General features: G+C 62.3%; 14 protein-coding genes. 5 read left to right on the top strand and 9 right to left on the bottom strand.

What is annotated here, in order from left to right; translation table 11 throughout:
- From ACSSU5_RS06355 to yaaA, 8 genes are all read right to left on the bottom strand, one after another.
- The gene (locus ACSSU5_RS06355; RefSeq protein ID WP_492560818.1) at window positions 1-1,440 is read right to left on the bottom strand and encodes an alginate O-acetyltransferase; all 1,440 of its coding nucleotides are present in this window, start codon (window positions 1,438-1,440) and stop codon (window positions 1-3) included.
- A 13-nt stretch (window positions 1,441-1,453) separates the two neighbouring features.
- Entirely contained in the window at window positions 1,454-3,013 is a 1,560-nt protein-coding gene (gene algG, locus ACSSU5_RS06350; RefSeq protein ID WP_492560817.1) for a mannuronan 5-epimerase AlgG, read from the bottom strand.
- Window positions 3,014-3,035: 22 nt separating this feature from the next.
- Window positions 3,036-4,514 carry an alginate export family protein gene (locus tag ACSSU5_RS06345; protein WP_492560816.1) on the bottom strand — a complete coding sequence of 493 codons (1,479 nt, stop codon included), beginning with the start codon at window positions 4,512-4,514 and terminating at the stop codon, window positions 3,036-3,038.
- Window positions 4,511-5,962 carry an alginate biosynthesis TPR repeat lipoprotein AlgK gene (gene algK, locus ACSSU5_RS06340; RefSeq protein ID WP_492560815.1) on the bottom strand — a complete coding sequence of 484 codons (1,452 nt, stop codon included), beginning with the start codon at window positions 5,960-5,962 and terminating at the stop codon, window positions 4,511-4,513. The genes ACSSU5_RS06345 and algK overlap by 4 nt, the downstream gene beginning before the upstream one ends.
- A 12-nt stretch (window positions 5,963-5,974) precedes the next feature.
- Entirely contained in the window at window positions 5,975-7,141 is a 1,167-nt protein-coding gene (locus tag ACSSU5_RS06335) for an alginate biosynthesis protein Alg44 (protein WP_264311657.1), read from the bottom strand.
- Between the two features lie 36 nt (window positions 7,142-7,177).
- Complete coding sequence (locus ACSSU5_RS06330; protein ID WP_492560814.1) at window positions 7,178-8,659, bottom strand: glycosyltransferase family 2 protein; 1,482 nt, start codon at window positions 8,657-8,659, stop codon at window positions 7,178-7,180.
- 81 nt (window positions 8,660-8,740) lie between these two features.
- The gene (locus tag ACSSU5_RS06325; RefSeq protein WP_264311659.1) at window positions 8,741-10,057 is read right to left on the bottom strand and encodes a nucleotide sugar dehydrogenase; all 1,317 of its coding nucleotides are present in this window, start codon (window positions 10,055-10,057) and stop codon (window positions 8,741-8,743) included.
- 802 nt (window positions 10,058-10,859) lie between these two features.
- Entirely contained in the window at window positions 10,860-11,639 is a 780-nt protein-coding gene (gene yaaA / locus ACSSU5_RS06320; protein ID WP_492560813.1) for a peroxide stress protein YaaA, read from the bottom strand.
- Between the two features lie 136 nt (window positions 11,640-11,775).
- Between yaaA and ACSSU5_RS06315 the strand changes: the two genes are divergently transcribed.
- The 5 genes from ACSSU5_RS06315 (at window position 11,776) to moaE (ending at window position 15,853) form a co-directional block, all read left to right on the top strand.
- A complete protein-coding gene (locus ACSSU5_RS06315) occupies window positions 11,776-12,912 on the top strand; it encodes a polysaccharide deacetylase family protein (protein ID WP_492560812.1) in 1,137 nt (378 codons plus the stop codon).
- Between the two features lie 266 nt (window positions 12,913-13,178).
- Entirely contained in the window at window positions 13,179-14,573 is a 1,395-nt protein-coding gene (locus tag ACSSU5_RS06310) for a PhoH family protein (RefSeq protein WP_264311663.1), read from the top strand.
- A gap of 115 nt (window positions 14,574-14,688) precedes the next feature.
- Window positions 14,689-15,159 (top strand): cyclic pyranopterin monophosphate synthase MoaC, encoded by a 471-nt coding sequence (gene moaC / locus ACSSU5_RS06305; RefSeq protein ID WP_033702868.1) that lies wholly within the window; start codon window positions 14,689-14,691, stop codon window positions 15,157-15,159.
- A complete protein-coding gene (gene moaD, locus ACSSU5_RS06300; RefSeq protein ID WP_264313867.1) occupies window positions 15,159-15,404 on the top strand; it encodes a molybdopterin converting factor subunit 1 in 246 nt (81 codons plus the stop codon). The genes moaC and moaD overlap by 1 nt, the downstream gene beginning before the upstream one ends.
- 2 nt (window positions 15,405-15,406) lie before the next feature.
- Window positions 15,407-15,853, top strand: coding sequence for a molybdopterin synthase catalytic subunit MoaE (gene moaE, locus ACSSU5_RS06295; RefSeq protein WP_492560811.1), 447 nt, complete (start codon window positions 15,407-15,409; stop codon window positions 15,851-15,853).
- Window positions 15,854-15,983: 130 nt separating this feature from the next.
- On the opposite strand, the gene rhlB is transcribed toward moaE, so the two are convergent.
- Window positions 15,984-17,447 carry an ATP-dependent RNA helicase RhlB gene (gene rhlB / locus ACSSU5_RS06290; protein WP_492560810.1) on the bottom strand — a complete coding sequence of 488 codons (1,464 nt, stop codon included), beginning with the start codon at window positions 17,445-17,447 and terminating at the stop codon, window positions 15,984-15,986.
- Window positions 17,448-17,462 lie beyond the last annotated feature (15 nt).

The raw sequence follows: 17,462 nt of genomic DNA, 5'->3' as shown, positions 1-17,462 counted from the left end.
TCACTGGCCGGCTTGCGCGGTCTGCGCAGGCACGGCGAAGTTGTTGCGTTTGCAGAGCTTGGCCTCGACCTTCTGGGTACCGTTTTCCGGCCCCTGGACCTCGAAGGCCAGCAGGTTCTGGTTGGCCCAGTCTTCGTCCTCGCGCATCTGGAAGACGAAGCGGCCGTCGGTGTCGGAGGTTTCCGGCTTCTCGAGCTTGATGTCCTCGTGGCGGCCGTTGAGGTACCAGAGGGTGGCCTGCAGCACCTTCACTGAAGGGTCTTCGAACTTGACGTCCATCTGCAGGTTGCGGTTGATCAGGTCTTTGATCACGCCGCCCTTGCCGTTGACCATCAGCTCGTTCTTGCCGGGTTTGAGCGTGCTGCTGGCGCTCATCAGGGCCGGGCGCGCGTCACAGCCATCGTCGAGCAGGCCGAGGATCTGCCGCCAGATGGTTTCCTGGTCCAGGCGATACAACGGCGAGAACTCCCAGATGAGGATCTTCGGCGGGTTGTTCTGGAATTCTTCGCTGCCCAGGTACTGGATCATCGAACCTTCCAGGCCGCCACCGGGGAAGGCGACGTTGAGCACGTCGGCGCCGATGTACTGTTCGAGGAAACCCGAGAAGTTGTAGTTCTTGCCGCTGTGGCTGGTGCCGACCAGGGTGATCTGCGCGTTACCGCCATCGCCGAACAGGTCGTCGCCGCCGCTCGCGCCTTTTGGCTCGGTGGCGAACTGGTCCATGTACTGCACGGCGTAGCTGGTGCCGCAGAGCTGGCCGGCGACGTTGTGCAGGGTGCCCGTCTTGCCCATGCGCCCGGACTTGTGGGTTTCGAACTCCTTGCGCGGGATGCCTTCGAAGGCCGGCATATGGTGCACGGTGTCGGCCACGATTTTGGCCGCGCGCTCGGCGCCGTAGGGCGTCCAGTGCTGGTCGCCGCGGAAGTAGAAATCCTTGCCCTGGTCGGCGGCGGCCAGTTGTTCGTTGGTCAGCGGTGACAGGTCGGGGACGTTGTAGCCCATGCCGGCGAAGCGCTTGAGCATGGCCTGGTAGTTGCCCAGCGCCTTCTGGTAGTCAAAGGCGGCTTTTTCTTCGGGCTTGAGCATGTTGCGGTTCACCAGGCCACGGGTCGGCTGGTAGACCACGACCAGTTCCACGCCGCGCTTCTTGAACGCGTCATGCACCTGCAGCAGGCGTTTGTAGCCGGCCGGCGTGGTGGTGAACTCGGTGCGCAGGTCTTCGCGGGTACGGAACAGCCAGTCGCCTTGGGCCTGCACCAGCGTGGTGAAATTCTGCTGGTAGCGGGTGGTGTAGCGGCTGGCGTCGTGCGCCTCGGGGCACAGCTGGCAGCAGGGTTCGGCGCTGAACGTCGGGGCTTTCACCTCGTCGGCGCGCACGCCTTGGCTGATCGCCAGGAGGGCGGCGGACAGGCCCAGCAGTTTCATCAGGTGTGGAGTCATGGTCTGGGCTTCCTTAATCGATCATTTCGGTCTGGCGTTCGACCGGGTCGATCAGCACAGCCTTTTGCTGGCGCACCAGCAGGTCGAGGATTTCGTCCTGGCGCTCGCCGAGGATGCCGTTGAGGCTGATGCCGTTGGCCTTGCGCGGCGCGAGCATCGAAACCTTGTACAGCTCGACCGACAGCGGCGAGTCGATCGACAGCGGGCCGGAGCCGTTGGCCGCCAGCTCGCCACCCACCACGATCAGCGATACCTTGGTGTCGAAGGGGTCGAGTGCGATGTCGCGGTCGGTGTCGGACAAGTCCTTGATGTGCCCGTACACACCGACCAGGCCGTTGGCCATGGCGACGTTTTCGTACAGGCGGATGTTCACGCTGTTGCGCACGCGGATGCCGTGGCGGCGGTTGTTGATCAGCTTGTTGCCCCAGATCAGGTTGTCGCCGCTTTCGTACAAGGTGATGCCGTCGGTGTGGTTGCGGTAGATCTCGTTGTAGGCGATCAGGTTGTTGACGCTGTTGCGGTCGATCACCACGCCCGAGAGCTTGTTGTCGTAGCTCTTGTTGTTGATGATCCAGCTGTCGTTGACCTCGCGCGAGACGATGATCCCGTGCTTTTTCTTGGTGCCGTAGACCGTGTTGCCGGCGATGATCAGGCGGTGCGAACGGTCGTGCGGGTCGATGCCGTAGACGATGTTGTCGCGGTAGGTGTTGCCCTTGACCACGAAGTCCTGGGTCTCGTAGCAGTAGAAGCCGTACCACATGTCGCTGAATTCCGAGCCGATGATCCAGCCGGTAGGTTCGGCGCGGCCCATCTGCTTGGACATGTTCGGGGTGTACTGCGAGATGCTCACGCCGTAGGACTTGGACTTGGCATAGCCGAAGCTCGCCATCTTGGTATTGACGATGTAAGTCTCGGTACCGCCCCACGACAGCAGGAACGGGCGGAACTCTTTCGGCGAGCGGAAGGTGGCAGGGCCGTTGTCCTTTTCGCGCCAGCCAGTGACCTGGGTGTCGGTGACGAACAGCTTGCCGTCGTTGACCAGAAACGCGCCGCCTTCCTGGGACAGGCGCAGCTGCTTGACCTTGCCGTCGATCTCGAGGATGCCCTTGTGCCCGACCACGATCGGCAGGCGCGACAGGTACACGCCCGGCTCGACTTCGCGCAGGTACTGTTTGGGTACCTGCTTGCTCAACTCGACCAGGTCCACATGGCCGTCGTCGACGAAGATCGCCTGCGGGATGCCATGCTGACGCTGCACCCACTCGGCGGCCTTGTTGTCACCGCCGATGAATTCCTTGAGTGACACTTCCTGAAGCATGCGCCGCACGCTGACCTTGCCTGTGTGGCTGCGGTCGATCTTTTTCTGCACGGCCTCGGCCGTGAAGCCTGTGAGGTCGGGCAGCTTCGGCGGGTCCATGTGCAGCGGCTCGACCGGTGCGGCAGAGATGGTGTAGGTCTTGGCCTGCTGCAGTTCCTTGGCAATCACCGTGGGTTCGGCGGCGGCTGCCAGGCCTGAGGCCAGCAGCAAGGCGCTGGCCAGCAGGCTGTGACGTAGGTGCGGGTGAAGGTTCATGGCAACAAATCCTCTACCGGCCTCAGAAGCGCCAGATCACGTCGACGAAGGCACGGTGCATGTACGAGTCCGCTTCCTTGCCATAGGCGTCGCCTGGCTTGAACACACCGGCACGCAGACGTACCAGCGCCGACGGCTCGTCGATCGCTTGGCTCATCGAAGCCGGCAGCAGGCCTTGCTTGAAGTACTTGGTCACGACCACGTCCATTTCCTGGCCGAGGTCTTTCTCGCCATTGGCCAGCGGGCGGCTGACGCCGTTGTCGTTGACCGCAGCGTTGATGCCGCTGGAGCCAATGTTCTGCTGGCCATCGACGCGCCAGAACTTGTGGTAGATGAAGCTGGCGTCGTAGTCGTCGCGCAGTTGCCAGGAGGCAAACAAGGTGGCGGCCTGCAGGTTGCCCAGCTCGCCACGGAAGGCTTCGCCGAAGCGGTGCACACGCGAGCGGGTACCGGTGAAGTTGGAGCGGTTGCTTTCAAGGCCGGTCTGCTCGAAGTTGTTCGAACCGTCATCGCCACCGCCGCCGCTGCCACGGGCATAGGCCGCGCCGACTTGCCAGTTGGGGTCCAGGCGCAGGCGGATGCCAAGGTCGGTGGCCCAGGCGTTGACGTCGCCGCTTTGCTTGCCGTTGGCCACCTGGTCGTCGCCGACCTGCTGGCTGCTGAGTTTGTCGCGGTCACCGGTCAGCCAGGTCAGGCTGCCCCAGTAGTTGACGGTGTGGTCGTTGCGCCAGTTGTAGGCGTCGCTGTTGGCCTCAAGGCCCAGCCAGGTGAGATCGCCGGTACGGGTCTTGTCCAGCGCGTCGAGGGTCTCGCCGGGGCTTTTCAGGCTGCCGCTGTCATGGGTGTGGTGGGCGCGAACGCCGACCCAGTGGCCGGGTGTCCACTGCGTGGCGATGTTGCCGTAGACGTGGGTGCGGTCCTTGTCTTCGGGGGCCAGCTCGGTAAGGTCGGTGCGGTATTCGCTGAAGCGCTGGGCCACGCCCAGGTCGGCCTTGAGCAGGGTGGTGTCGAAGGCCCAGTTCAGCGCTTCGATGTTGGTGTCGCGCCACATGCCGTCGTCGCTGCGCAGGCGCTGGCGGCCAAAGCGCAGCTGCTCGCCCGGGTAGGCGGTGAAGCCGCTGTAGCCGACCCAGAACTCGCGCATGGCCAGGTAGCTTTTGTCTGGCTTGCGGCTGTCGTCACCGGTGTCGGTGGTGGTGCCGTCGTCGTTCTGGCGCAGGGTGTCGGTTTCGATGGTGTCGGTGGCCGCGACGGCCTGGCCCATGGCGTAGGCGCTCCAGTTGCCGCGTTCGCCGTACACCCAAGGGCGCAGGTCGAGGCCCAGGCCGTTGACGTCGCCGCCGGGGCGAGTGCCGAGGTCGCGGTCGTCTTCAGACTGGCCGGTGATTTTCACGTCCAGGCCGAAGTTTTTCTGGGCGGTCATGTCGGCCAGGGTCGGGCAGGACCACAGCAGGGCGAAGCTCAGGCCGATGCCGGCTTTCACGAAGGGATTGAGCGTCATAGCGAGTCCTCACCGTCTACTTCTTTGTCGTCGTCTTGCAAGGCTTCGATGGCCAGCGAGCTGTTGCCCACCTGGGCCATGCTGCCGCGTGCCTGCTTTTCCTGCGCCAGCAGGCGCTGTGCCTGGCCGCGCTGGTCAGGCGTGAGTTGCTGGTCGAGTTGCTGCAGCATTTCGCTCGACTGCGGCGTCGGGTTGGCCTGCGCGAGCTGGGCGAACACCCAGGCGTTGCCGGGTTGCGGGCGGATGCCATGGCCTTCGCTGAACAGCTGGGCGAGGGCGTAGTCGGCACTGTTCTGGCCACCGCGGGCGGCGCTGAGCAGATGGTCCACGGCCTTCTGCGGCTCGACCTCGCCCAGGTAGCCACGGCGGTACAGCTGGCCGAGGTAGTAGTGGGCGCTGACTTCGCCGGCGTCGGCGGCAGCCTGCAGATGCTGCTCGGCTTTTTCGGCATCAGCCGGCACGGTCTTGCCTTCGTAATACAGGCGGCCCAGTAGCAGTTCGGCACGTGGCTGCTGCGCTTCGCGGCCCTTGTCGATGTAGGCCATCAGTTGGTCGGTGTCGCCCAGTTCGGGGAAGTCGTAGACCAGTTGCGCCAGGCTGACCCAGGAGGCTGGGTTGGCCGGGGCGATGTGTTCGAGCAGGTCCTTGGCGGTTTTTTCATCGGTCTGGCCAAGGCTGCGGTCGGCCAGCACACGGGCGACGCTGTCGACTCGGGTGGCCGGTACGGTGCCCCGGGCATAGGCCGCTTTCAACTGTTGCAGCAAGGCGGCCTGCTGTTCGGCCTGGCCACGCTTTTGGTAGACGGTGGCAAGTTCCGCGTAGCACACGTCCAGAGTGTTCAGGGCTTGCTTGCAAAGCGCCTCGACGGTGTCCAGGTGCTGGTCGTACGTGCCTTGGGTGCGATAGAGCAGAATCTGCGCCAGGCCTGCTTCTGGGTAACCGGCGGCGCGCCACTGGTCGATCTGCTGCTGGGCGTTGACCTTGGGGAAACTCTGCGGGTACAGCAGGTAGAGCATGGCCAGTGGGATCAGGGTTTTTTGCTCACCCTGCTGAGCGGCCTGCTTGAGCAGGGTTTCGGCCTCTTCGCGCTCGGCCTGGGTGCTGTCGGGCTTGGCCACCAGCAGGCGGCCAAGGCGTAACTGGGCGCGGGGCGAGGTGGCAGCGGCGGCGCGGTAGGTCGCCTCGGCCTCCTTGAACTGGCTCGGGTCGCCGGTGGCGACTTTGATATCGGCCAGGCCCACTTGCGCGTCGCTGTAGCCCAGGTCGGCCAGGGCTTTGTAGTTGCGCTCGGCCAGGGCGGTGTCGCCGCGCTTGAGGGCTTCGTTGGCCAGGCGCTGGTCGGGCAGGCCGGCACAGCCGGCCAGCACCATTGCTGCGGTCAAGGCGCACAACCCAAGGTTCACACGGACCCTGTGGGAGCGGGCGGCGGTGTGCGTGTTGGAGATCATTGTTTGATCCTCTTAGAGCCCACGGGCCACGGCTTTGTCGATCAGCCAGTTGAGCGACGGGCCACGGTCGCTGCTGACCGCCGCAGGGCGCCCGGCAAGTTCTGCCGGCAGGCCGCTGTCCGGCTTGATCTGCACGCGGATGTCGGAGGCCAGGTTTTCGTTGTCGAGGCTGGCGCTGCTGACGATCTGGCCGGTGCGCACTTCGTCTTCGCCGGCCACCTGGAAGTTGACCTGGGTGCCTGGCTTGACCTCGTCGAACTGGCGGTAGCTGAAGCGTGCTTCGACCATCGGGTTGCTGGTGCGCGGGATCAACTGGAAGATCGGCTGGCCCTTGGCGGCGTACTGGCCGTCGTCCACCAGTTGCCGGGCGACCACGCAGTCGCAGGGGCTGGTGAGGGTGCCGGAGAGTTGCTTGCCGAACAGCTCTTCGACCTTGGCCGGCTCCAGCTGCGAGTCGTCCAGGTGGCCCTTGAGCATGTCCAGCATGCTGGTGCTGAAACTCGCCAGGGGCGCGCCCTTGACCACCTGACCACCGCTTTCGACCAGGCTGTTCACGGTGCCGTCGCGGGGCATGGTGACGCTGGTGGTGGGCACCGCGACCACACCGGCTTCGGCGTGGCTGACGAAGTACATGCCGTACAGCGACTTGGCGACGAAGCCGAAGGCGGCCACGCCGACCACGAACACGCCGAGGGTCAGGCTGACGGCCTTGAGGCGGCCGAAGGCGGTCAGGCCACTGCCGCCATCTTTCTGTTTGCGCGCCTTGGTGAAGTTGTCGCGCTGCAGGGTGCTGAGCACGTCGCCGATGCTGATCAGCTCACCCGACAGGTGGCTGGTGATGATGTGCCGCAGGGTGGCGATATCGCGCGGTTCGAGGTTCTGGAACTGCGCACCGGTACGGCCATTGCTCGGGTTGTAGGAGCGCACCTGGAACTCGATGTCGATCGACAGGCCCAGGTTGTCGACCACGAACTGCAGACGCCCGCGCAGCACATCGCCCATCGACAGTTGCTGCTTGGTGTGGAAGCTCAGGCCACCGGCAGACAGGTCATCGACCTTCACTTCGTGGGTTTGGCGCTGGTTATCCAGAAAGCGCAGCTTGGCTGGAATGCGCACCCGGGCGTGCTGGCGCTGGGCTTCGGACTCATGCACGACGTTGACGTTCACGGCGGTATTCATGGTGGTTTGTTCCTGTTAGATCCGATCCGGTTGGGCTCACACGACCATGAACAGCACAGCAACGAAGATGCTGGCCGCCGAGAAGGTCATGGTCCGCGAGGACCAGGTGTTGAACCATTGTTGAAAGCTGGCGAGGTCACGCTTGAGGGCAGTGGGCTGGCGGGTCCAGGACTGCTTGTCGAGGCGGAAGAACACGTAGATCTTCATCATCGCGCCGACGATCTGGTTGTAATAAAGAATCAGCGGATAGGCCGGCCCGACCTTGTGGCCCGAGCACAGCAGCATCACGGTCAGGATCAGGCGGGTGATGCCGATCCACAGCAGGTACACCAGCAAGAAACCCAGGCCGAACTTGAGGCTGGCGATCACCGCCACGGTCAGGCCCAGCAGGCTGGTCCACATCGACACACGCTGGTCGAACAGGACGATGCTGGTGAACAGCCCCAGGCGCCGCAGGCCAAGGCCCAGCGCGCGCGAGTTCTGCCGCAGGTTGTTGCCGTACCAGCGGTACATCAGCTTGCGGCTGGCCTTGAGGAAGCTTTTTTCCGGCGGGTGCTCGACCGTGTTGATGGTGGCATCTGGCACGTAGAAGGTGTCGTAGCCCAGGCGCATCAGGCTGAACCAGCTGGACTTGTCGTCACCAGTGAGGAACTTGAAACGGCCCAGGCGCCAGTGCATCAGCGAGTCGCTTTCGACGTCGGCGATGAACTCCGGGTTGGTCACCACGCTTGCGCGGAACATCGACATGCGCCCGGTCATGGTCAGCACGCGCTTGGACAGGGCCATCGAACACATGTTGATGTGACGCTGGGCGAAGCGCAGCTTGTGCCACTCGCTCATGATGTAGCCGCCGCGCACTTCGCAGAATTCGTTGGTGGTCAGGCCACCGACATTGGGGTAGAGCTTGAACCAGGGTACGGTCTTGCAGACCACGCCATCGGCCAGCACGGTGTCACCGTCGATCACGGCCACCACGGCGTTTTCGTCTGGCAGCATCCGCGAGATGGCGCGAAAGCCATAAGCCAGTCCGTCACGCTTGCCGGTGCCGGCGATGCGCACGATGTCCAGCTTGACGTGGCCGGGCGGGTTGTATTTGGCCCACAGGCTTTTCACCAGCAGTTCGTCCGACATCTCCACCAGCGAGCAGACCACGGTGGTGGGGAAACCGCAGTTGATGGCTTCTCGGATTACCGAGCTGTACACCTGTGCGGTGGTCAGCGCATCGATGCGAAAGCTGGTGACCATCAGGTACACATGGGAAGGGTCCGCGGCCTTGCCCAGCTTCTGCACCTTGCGGCGCAGGTACGGGTAGACGCCGTACAGAAAGATCATGCCGCGAATGAAATGGGTGGCGCCCATCGAGTAGCGCCAGATGCCGACTGCGCCGACCAGGAAGATGAAGTGCTTCGACTGCGAGTCGAAGATATCGGCCGGCAGGGCCAGGGCGATCAACATGAGCAGGCTCATGTAGAGCAGCCATCCGGCGCACTGCAACAGCACTGTCTGGAGCCTTTGCATGTTCAGCATCCGTCGCGAAATCAGGGAAGGAAGGGCAGGGCAAGTGCCGCAAGGAGCACCTGCGCTGCCCGGCCAAGGGTGTTACCAGCAGATGCCTTCGGTACGGCTGGTGTTGCAGGTGGCTTTGCTCATGAAACCGACCAGGTCGATCACCTGCTTGCCAGCAGGTGCCTGCTGGGCCAGGGCGCGGAACTGCTCGTCACGGTTGCCCAACACGATGATGTCGGCGTTGTCGATGACCTGCTGGAAGTCGGCGTTGAGCAGCGAGGAAACGTGCGGGATCTTCGATTCGATGTAGTCTTTGTTGGCGCCGTGAACACGGGCGTACTGGACGTTCTCGTCGTAGATGTCCAGCTGGTAGCCCTTGCCGATCAGGCGCTCGGCCAGCTCCACCAGCGGGCTTTCACGCAGGTCGTCGGTGCCGGCCTTGAAGCTCAGGCCGAGCAGGGCGACCTTGCGCTTGTCGTGGGCTTCGATCAGCTCGAAGGCGTTTTGCACTTGCGACTCGTTGCTGCGCATCAGCGAATCGAGCAGAGGCGCCCGCACATCGAGGCTGGCAGCGCGATAGGTGAGGGCGCGCACGTCCTTGGGCAGGCACGAGCCACCGAAGGCGAAGCCTGGGCGCATGTAGTACTGCGACAGGTTCAGCACTTTGTCCTGGCAGACCACGTCCATCACCTCGCGGCCATCGACACCCACGGCCTTGGCGATGTTGCCGATTTCGTTGGCGAAGGTGACCTTGGTGGCGTGCCATACGTTGCAGGTGTACTTGATCATCTCGGCCACTTCGATCGGCTTGCGGATGATCGGGGCGTCGAGCTCTTCGTACAGGCTTTGCAGCACGTCGCCGCTGGCGCTGTCCAGTTCACCGATGACGGTCATCGGTGGCTGGTCGTAGTCCTTGATCGCGGTGCTTTCACGCAGGAACTCAGGGTTGACCGCCACACCGAAGTCGACCCCGGCTTTTTTGCCCGAGCAGTCTTCGAGGATCGGGATCACCACGTTCTTGACGGTACCTGGCAGCACGGTGCTGCGGACCACGATGGTGTGGCGGCGCGTGGTGTCACGCAGCACGTAGCCGATTTCGCGGCACACCGACTCGATGTACTCAAGGCCCAGGTCGCCGTTCTTCTTGCTGGGTGTACCGACGCAGATCATCGACACATCGCTGGCGCGGATGGCCTCGGCGAAGTCGGTGGTGCCGCGCAGGCGGCCATTGGCGATGCCCTGTTGCAGCAGTGCTTCCAGGCCAGGTTCGACGATGGGCGACTTGCCCTGGTTGATCAGGTCGATCTTGGTGCTGGACACGTCCACACCAATCACTTCATGGCCTCGCGCCGTCAGGCAGCCTGCACAGACTGCACCTACATAACCCAAACCAAAGATGCTGATACGCATCGCTATCACCTCATGTGTGTTTATCACGCCAGCTCCTTCAGGAAGAGCCGGGCCAGGTTGATTAACAACAGTTTTCGGGCGCACGGGTCCATGGCGAATGCACACTTCGCCGAGCGCAGGCAAAATAAATCCGGAGCGCGAACTGTTATGCGCTCAAACTTGGCAGTAAAAAGCCATTATTAAAAAACGTGCCTTGATCTGCAGCCGTCTTTATTGCAATGCGCTACTTGGCGCGTTGCTGTGCTTGTTTTTTCAAGTGGAAAAATCCTTTGAAATCAACCACTAGGACGAATTGTAAGGGCGCGTCTCTCCTGCGGGGACAGGGTTGTTGGGGTATGCCCGTTATACCTGTCGAAGTTGTCAAAGCGGGTAGTGGATACCTGCCGTTGTCATCTGTAAGTCATCTCTCACAGCCCAGAGGCAGGAAAATCGTTACGGCACTATGAGCGATTGGGCGTAGCAGAAGTTCCTGGGTGAATTCTGCAGCGATGAAAGATTTCTAAATAATTCTTCAGTGACAAATAGTTTCAATCTGATAGCACTGGGCTGTTTCGCCCCTGTATATAAAGGGCGAGACTGAGGGAGGATGTTTTTATGCCAGTATCAGAAAATTTTTTTCAAAAAACGTCAAAAAAGGTACGAACGGTCTTATGGCGTTTGGCGATAAAGGAAGGTGTGCTGATATTTTGGCGCCATAAAAATGGCTTGATAGCGTTTTGAAGCATGCCCTGTTGCAGGGCTGATGTGTACGCATTGCAGGCGGCTTCTTCGCGGGCTTGCCCGTGAAGAAGCACTTACGAAATCACTCGCTAGGCTGATCCCGCAAAAACACCAGATGATCCGCCTTCGACTGCTCGGCACTGTAGTAGTACCCCTGCACATCGAACTGCTTCAGCTGCTCGGGATCGCTGATGCGCTGCTCGATCACAAAGCGGCTCATCATCCCGCGGGCTTTCTTCGCGTAGAAGCTGATGATGTTGTACTGGCCGTTCTTGAAGTCCTTGAAATCGACATTGATCACCCGGGCCTTCAACGCGCTGCGTTTCACTGCACTGAAGTACTCATTGCTGGCCAGGTTCAGCAGCACGTCATCCCCTTGGTCGGCCAGAGCCTGGTTCAGCCATTCGCTGATGCGTGTACCCCAGAAGGCATACAGGTCCTTGCCGCGGGCGTTGGCCAGCTTGGTGCCCATTTCCAGGCGGTAAGGCTGCATCAGGTCGAGCGGGCGCAGCAGGCCATACAGGCCAGAGAGCATGCGCAGGTGGTCCTGGGCATAGCTGAAGTCGTCTTCGCCCAGGCTCTGGGCATCGAGGCCGGTGTACACGTCGCCTTTGAACGCCAGCAGCGCCTGCTTGGCGTTGGCCGGGGTGAAGTCTGGGGTCCAGCTGCCGAAGCGGGCGGCGTTGAGGCCGGCGAGCTTGTCGGACAGGTGCATCAGTTCGCTGATCTGGGCGGGCGACAGCTCGCGCAATTGCACAATCAGTGCCTGGGAGTCGTCCAGGTACTGGGGCAGAGTGAAACGCTCGGTCACCGGCGGGGTGTCGTAGTCGAGGGTCTTGGCGGGGGAAATCACCGTCAGCATCGGGTCGGCTCCTGGAATCGTTGGCGGGGATTCTACGGGCTGGGCCTGGCAAGTCCAAACTATGCCGACGATAGTCACAGACCATCGGCATGCCAGGCGTTATAGTGCGCGTTTTGCCGTTGCGGAGCTTCCCACCGTGCGCATTGCATCGGCCTTACTGGCCGCGCTGTTGAGCCTGACCGTGCAGGCCGCCCCTTCCCCCCAGGTTAGCCTGGACCGCAGCCTGTGGCCCGAGAAACTGGACAGCCCGGCGCTGTTCGACGTTGCTTCGCGTGCCGAGATCCTCTCGTTCGCCCAGGTGCTGCACGAGAGCGAGCTGCTCGATGAGGGCGAGCTGGCGGCGCGGTTGGGCTTGCGGCAGATCAGTATGCAAAAGGTCCGCCTGGTGCGGGCGCGCATGTGGCAGCGCTTGTGGCAGGGTTATCAACAGGCCCAGCGCAGCTGCGCGCAGGATGCCTCGTTCTGTTACCCGGTTACTTCGATGGCTGAATTGCGCACGAAGGCCGCTACGTTCGCTGCAGATGTCGGCACGTTCTATACCGACTGGATCGAGCCCAGCCACCAGTTCCATACCCGTTACCTGGACGAGCAACTGCGCAAGGCAGCGCTGCTGGGGCAAACCAGCAGCGAGGTCGAGCGCCTGTCCAGCCGTGAACGCAATGGCGATGAGCTCAACGATCGCATGTTCCTGCTGACCTTCGTTGGCGGCCCAGGCCCTGCTGGGGGCAACACCGATACACTCAGTGCCTACCTGCGCAGGCAAAAGCTCGAAGGCACGTTCTTCGTGCTTGGCAATCGCCTGCAGCAACGCCGTGACAGCGCTGCGGTGAATGCGCTGCGCCAGCTCTACCGCGGGCAATGCGTGGGTATCCAGGGGTGGGAGTATCGCTCCCATGCGCAGTGGACGGATTGGCAGGACTCGTTACGGCGCAGCCTGGCGCGGGTGCAGGCTGACTTGCCGGAGCAGTACGTGCCGTTGTTCCGCCCGCCTTACGGGCAGCGCCGGGCCGATGGCGAAGCGTTCATGGCCAGCCAGCAGTTGCGGGTGTCGTTGTGGGACATCGATGCCCAGGATGATGGCGCGCTGAGCCCAGAGGCATCGGCGCAACGCGTACTGACCTTGATGCTGCTGTGGCGCAAGGGGGTGATCCAGTTCCATGACAGCTTGCCCAAGGCCCAGCCGGCGGTGCAATGGTTGCTGGGCAACACCGCGCAGAGCGGCATCGGCTGGGAGAGTTGCCAAGCCTACGGTCGTCGTGAGCAGGGGGATTAATATTTGACTGTAGACCCCCCTTGCCCCCTCGCCAACCCCTGTTCGTCAATCGGAAAAATAAACTTCACCTGCACGTAAAAATACTTTTTTTAGTCATCGTTTATGCGGTATGAAGAAACCAGACAGCCGAGCCCTGCAGCACAGGTGGCGTCATCCACCGTGTCAGGTTCGCTTCCCGCCCGTAGCAACGCGGATACGGGAAGACCGGCAGTCACTCTGCGGCGCAGCAGACCGCGCCGTGTGGCTTCGACATAAGGTGACCGAGTATGGATGACCAAGGACGCAACCCTTCCTCCAGCAAGCCAATCCTGTATGTGCTCGATACCAACGTCCTGATTCACGACCCCAACGCATTGCTCAACTTCGAGGAGCACCACGTCGCCATCCCGATGACGGTGCTGGAGGAACTCGACAAGCTCAAGACCGGCAAACAAAGCATCGCCGCCGAATGTCGCCAGGCCATTCGCCTCATCGACCAGACGTTAGGTAACGCCTCGCCCAGCGATGTCGAGCAGGGCGTACCGATCCAGCGTAACAAGAGTGGGCCCAAAGGCTTCCTGTCCATCCTGATGACCCCGCGCAACGAGCCGAACAAGCTGCTGCCGGAAAACCTCAACGACAACATCATCATCAACCAGTTGCTCGAAGTACGTGCCCGGCGCACCGACCTCGACGTGGTGCTGGTCACCAAAGACATCAACATGCGCCTGAAGGCGCGTGCCTGCGGTATCGCGGCCGAGGACTACAGCACCGACCAGTTGGTCGATGACGTGTCGCTGTTGTCCAAGGGCTACCATTCTGTCACCGGCTCGTTCTGGGACCGGGTCAGCAAGGTCGACACCCGCCAGGAACGTGGCCGCACCTGGCATCGGGTGCAAATGATCGACAACCTGCCGGCCGTGCACGTCAACGAGTTCATCATCGATGAGCAAGGCTTCGTCGGCTGGATCAAGGGCATCCGCGACGATGAACTGCTGTTGCTCGACCTGCATCAGGAACCCCTGTTGCACCAGGAGGCCTGGGGCCTGAAACCGCGAGACATCCATCAGAGCCTGGCACTGTTCGCCCTGCTCGACCCGGATATCCACCTGGTCAACCTGACCGGCGCTGCCGGCTCGGGCAAGACCATCCTAGCCCTGGCCGCAGCCATCGAGCAGACCATGGTCAGCAAGCGCTACCGGCGCATCATCGCCACCCGCAGCGTGCAGGGGCTGGACCAGGAGATCGGCTTCTTGCCGGGCACCGAAGCGGAGAAAATGGAACCCTGGCTGGGTGCCATCACCGACAACCTCGAAGCCTTGCACATGGATGACGAGAGCACCCACGGTAGTGTCGAGTACATCCTCGAGCGGGTGCCACTGCAGTTCAAGTCGCTGAACTACATTCGCGGTCGCAGCTTCCAGCAGAGCCTGATCCTGATCGACGAGTGCCAGAACCTCACGCCGCACCAGATGAAAACCATCATCACCCGTGCCGGCTCCGGTTCCAAGGTGGTCTGCCTGGGCAACCTGGCGCAGATCGACACCCCTTACCTGTCCGCGACCAGCTCGGGTCTTACGTACCTGACCGAGCGCTTCAAGGACTTCCCCCATGGCGTGCACATCACCCTGCAGGGTGTGCCACGGTCGGTGCTGGCCGAGTACGCCGAGTCGCATCTGTAACCCTTCCAGCCGGGCGGTGCGCCGCCCGGCCTCTTCGCGGGGCTGAGAGTACATTCCACTGCTCAAACCTGACCCACAGGTTTACACTCTGTGTTCCCTTCACAGGAGCAGAGCAGTGCTGACACATCTTGATTCCCAGGGGCGGGCCAACATGGTCGACGTCACTGAAAAGGCCGTGACCGAGCGCGAGGCGATTGCCGAGGCGCGGGTGCGCATGTTGCCGCAGACCTTGCAGATGATCGTCGACGGCGAGCACCCCAAGGGCGATGTGTTCGCCGTGGCGCGCATTGCCGGGATCCAGGCGGCAAAAAAAACCAGCGATCTGATCCCGCTGTGCCATCCGCTGATGCTGACCAGCGTCAAGGTCGAGCTCAGTGCCGAAGGGCAAGACGCGGTGCGTATCGTCGCGCGCTGCAAGCTGGCCGGGCAGACCGGTGTGGAAATGGAAGCACTGACCGCTGCCAGTGTTGCCGCGCTGACCATCTACGACATGTGCAAAGCCGTGGACAAGGGCATGGTGATCGAGCAAGTGCGCCTGCTAGAGAAACTCGGCGGCAAGAGCGGCCACTACAAGGTGGGCGCATGATGAAGGTCAAGGTGATGTATTTTGCCCGTTACCGGGAATTGCTCGGGGTAGATAGCGAGCGCCTGGAAGGTGACTTCACGGTGATCGACGATGTGCGCAAGGTGCTGGTGGGCAAAGGCGGACAGTATGCGTTGCTGGCGGAGCAGAACCTGATGTGCGCGCGCAACGAGGAGTTGTGCAAGCTCGACGAGCCGCTGGAGGAGGGCGATGAAGTGGCGTTCTTCCCGCCGGTGACCGGAGGCTGAACATGACGGTGCGAGTGCAACACGGGGCGTTTGACCCCGGTGTCGAAGTCAATGCCATGCATGCCGCGAATGTGGGTGTGGGCGCGGTGGTCGGGTTCGTTGGCTACGTGCGGGATTTCAATGATGGGCGGGAAGTGGCGGGGATGTTCCTTGAGCACTATCCGGGGATGACCGAGAAGGCGTTGGCCAAGATCGTGGTTGAGGCCGAACAGCGCTGGCCCTTGCTCAAAGTCGAGGTGTTGCACCGGATTGGTGCGCTGGAGCCGGGCGAGCCGATTGTTTTCGTCGGCGTGGCCAGTGCCCATCGGCAGGCGGCGTTCGATGCCTGCAACTTCATCATGGATTACCTGAAGACCCGGGCGCCGTTCTGGAAGAAGGAGAATACCCAGGAGGGGCCGCGTTGGGTGGAAGGTAAGCAGAGTGACCAGGATGCCGCTGAGCGCTGGTAGGTTTCTGTTTGATGGCCGGGGCTTTGCCCCGGTTCGCGGGGCTAGCCCGCTCCCACAGGTTCTCTGCTGAACCCAAGGGCAGCGGAAAATCTGTGGGAGCGGGCTTGCCCCGCGAAGACGTCATCACCGATCAGTGATGCTTGCGCGGCACCGGCTTGAGCAGTTCATCCGGCGGCATCTCGCACTTGATCTTGCGCCCCAGCAGCTCCTCGATCGCCGGCAGCTGATACGAGTCATCCTCCCCGGCAAAGCTGATCGACACACCGCTGGTGCCGGCACGGCCAGTACGGCCGATACGGTGCACGTAATCGTCCGGGTCTTCCGGCAAGGTGAAGTTGATCACGTGGCTGATGCCATCGATGTGAATACCACGCCCTGCCACGTCGGTGGCCACCAGCACGGTAATCCGGCCTTCGCGGAAGCTTTCCAGGGTACGAATGCGCTTGTGCTGCGGCACGTCGCCCGACAGCTGAGCGGCGTTGATGCCGTCGCGCACCAGCTTCTCTTCGATGCGTCGCACCTCGTCCTTGCGGTTGGCGAACACCATCACCCGTTCCCACTTGTGCTGGGTCACCAGGTTGTACAGCAGCTTGTACTTGTCGCTGCCGGCCACCGCATAGACGTGCTGCTCGACCGTCTCGCTGGCGACGTTTTCGGGTTCGATCTCGACGATGGCTGGGTCGGTGGTCCACTGCTTGGCCAGGTTCATCACGTCATCAGTGAAGGTGGCGGAGAACAGCAGCGTCTGGCGTTCGCTTTTCGGTGGGGTCTGGCGAATGATCTGACGTACTTGCGGGATGAAGCCCATGTCGAGCATGCGGTCGGCTTCGTCCAGCACCATCACCTCGACCATGTCCAGGTGCACTTCGCCGCGCTGGTTGAAGTCCAGCAGGCGGCCTGGGGTAGCAACCAGAATGTCGCAATGGCGTGCTTCCAGTGCCTTGAGTTGCTTGTCGAAGTCCATGCCGCCGACAAAGCTCATGACGTTCAGGCCGGTGTACTTGGTCAGGGCTTCGGCGTCCTTGGCGATCTGCACCACCAGTTCGCGGGTCGGCGCGATGATCAGCGCGCGTGGCTCACCCATGAAGCGTTCCTTGGGCGGCGGCGTCTGCTGCAGCTGGGAAATGATCGAGATGAGGAACGCGGCGGTCTTGCCGGTGCCGGTCTGGGCCCGGCCGATGGCGTCCTGGCCGCGCAGGGTGTAACCCAGTACTTGCGCCTGGATCGGCGTGCAGTAGGGGAAGCCCAGGTCGTGGATCGCGTGCATCACTTCGTTGGACAGCTTGAAGTCGTGGAAGCGGGTTTTGCCTTCCTGCGGCTCGACCACGAAATCTTCCGGCTTCCACAGGCTGGCCTGTGGTTTGGGCTTGCGCTCGCGACGCGGTTTTTCCTTGGCCGGTTTGTCGGCGACGGCAGGCGCTTGGGCCTCGGGGGTGGCGTTGGCGCGTTGTGGGGCCGGCTGAGGCGCTGGCTGAGACTCAGGTTGAGCCTCAGCCGCGGGAGCAGGCGCGGGCGTTTTCACGCTGGCAGCGGGATCGACGGCCTGAGGCGCGGCGTCTCCTTTGCCGAATATTTTTTTGAGTGCCTTGAGCACGATCGTCTCATCAAC

The sequence above is a fragment of the Pseudomonas sp. E1MeOHC2 genome, assembly GCF_058745025.1.
This window is presented reverse-complemented; position numbering and strand designations above follow the sequence as displayed.

Excerpts from the sequence above, each read along its gene's own strand:
- ACSSU5_RS06355 (WP_492560818.1), bottom strand. The coding sequence starts at position 1,440 with ATGACTCCACACCTGATGAAACTGCTGGGCCTGTCCGCCGCCCTCCTG.
- algG (WP_492560817.1), bottom strand. The coding sequence starts at position 3,013 with ATGAACCTTCACCCGCACCTACGTCACAGCCTGCTGGCCAGCGCCTTG.
- ACSSU5_RS06345 (WP_492560816.1), bottom strand. The coding sequence starts at position 4,514 with ATGACGCTCAATCCCTTCGTGAAAGCCGGCATCGGCCTGAGCTTCGCC.
- algK (WP_492560815.1), bottom strand. The coding sequence starts at position 5,962 with ATGATCTCCAACACGCACACCGCCGCCCGCTCCCACAGGGTCCGTGTG.
- ACSSU5_RS06335 (WP_264311657.1), bottom strand. The coding sequence starts at position 7,141 with ATGAATACCGCCGTGAACGTCAACGTCGTGCATGAGTCCGAAGCCCAG.
- ACSSU5_RS06330 (WP_492560814.1), bottom strand. The coding sequence starts at position 8,659 with ATGCAAAGGCTCCAGACAGTGCTGTTGCAGTGCGCCGGATGGCTGCTC.
- ACSSU5_RS06325 (WP_264311659.1), bottom strand. The coding sequence starts at position 10,057 with ATGCGTATCAGCATCTTTGGTTTGGGTTATGTAGGTGCAGTCTGTGCA.
- yaaA (WP_492560813.1), bottom strand. The coding sequence starts at position 11,639 with ATGCTGACGGTGATTTCCCCCGCCAAGACCCTCGACTACGACACCCCG.
- ACSSU5_RS06310 (WP_264311663.1), top strand. The coding sequence starts at position 13,179 with ATGGATGACCAAGGACGCAACCCTTCCTCCAGCAAGCCAATCCTGTAT.
- moaD (WP_264313867.1), top strand. The coding sequence starts at position 15,159 with ATGAAGGTCAAGGTGATGTATTTTGCCCGTTACCGGGAATTGCTCGGG.
- moaE (WP_492560811.1), top strand. The coding sequence starts at position 15,407 with ATGACGGTGCGAGTGCAACACGGGGCGTTTGACCCCGGTGTCGAAGTC.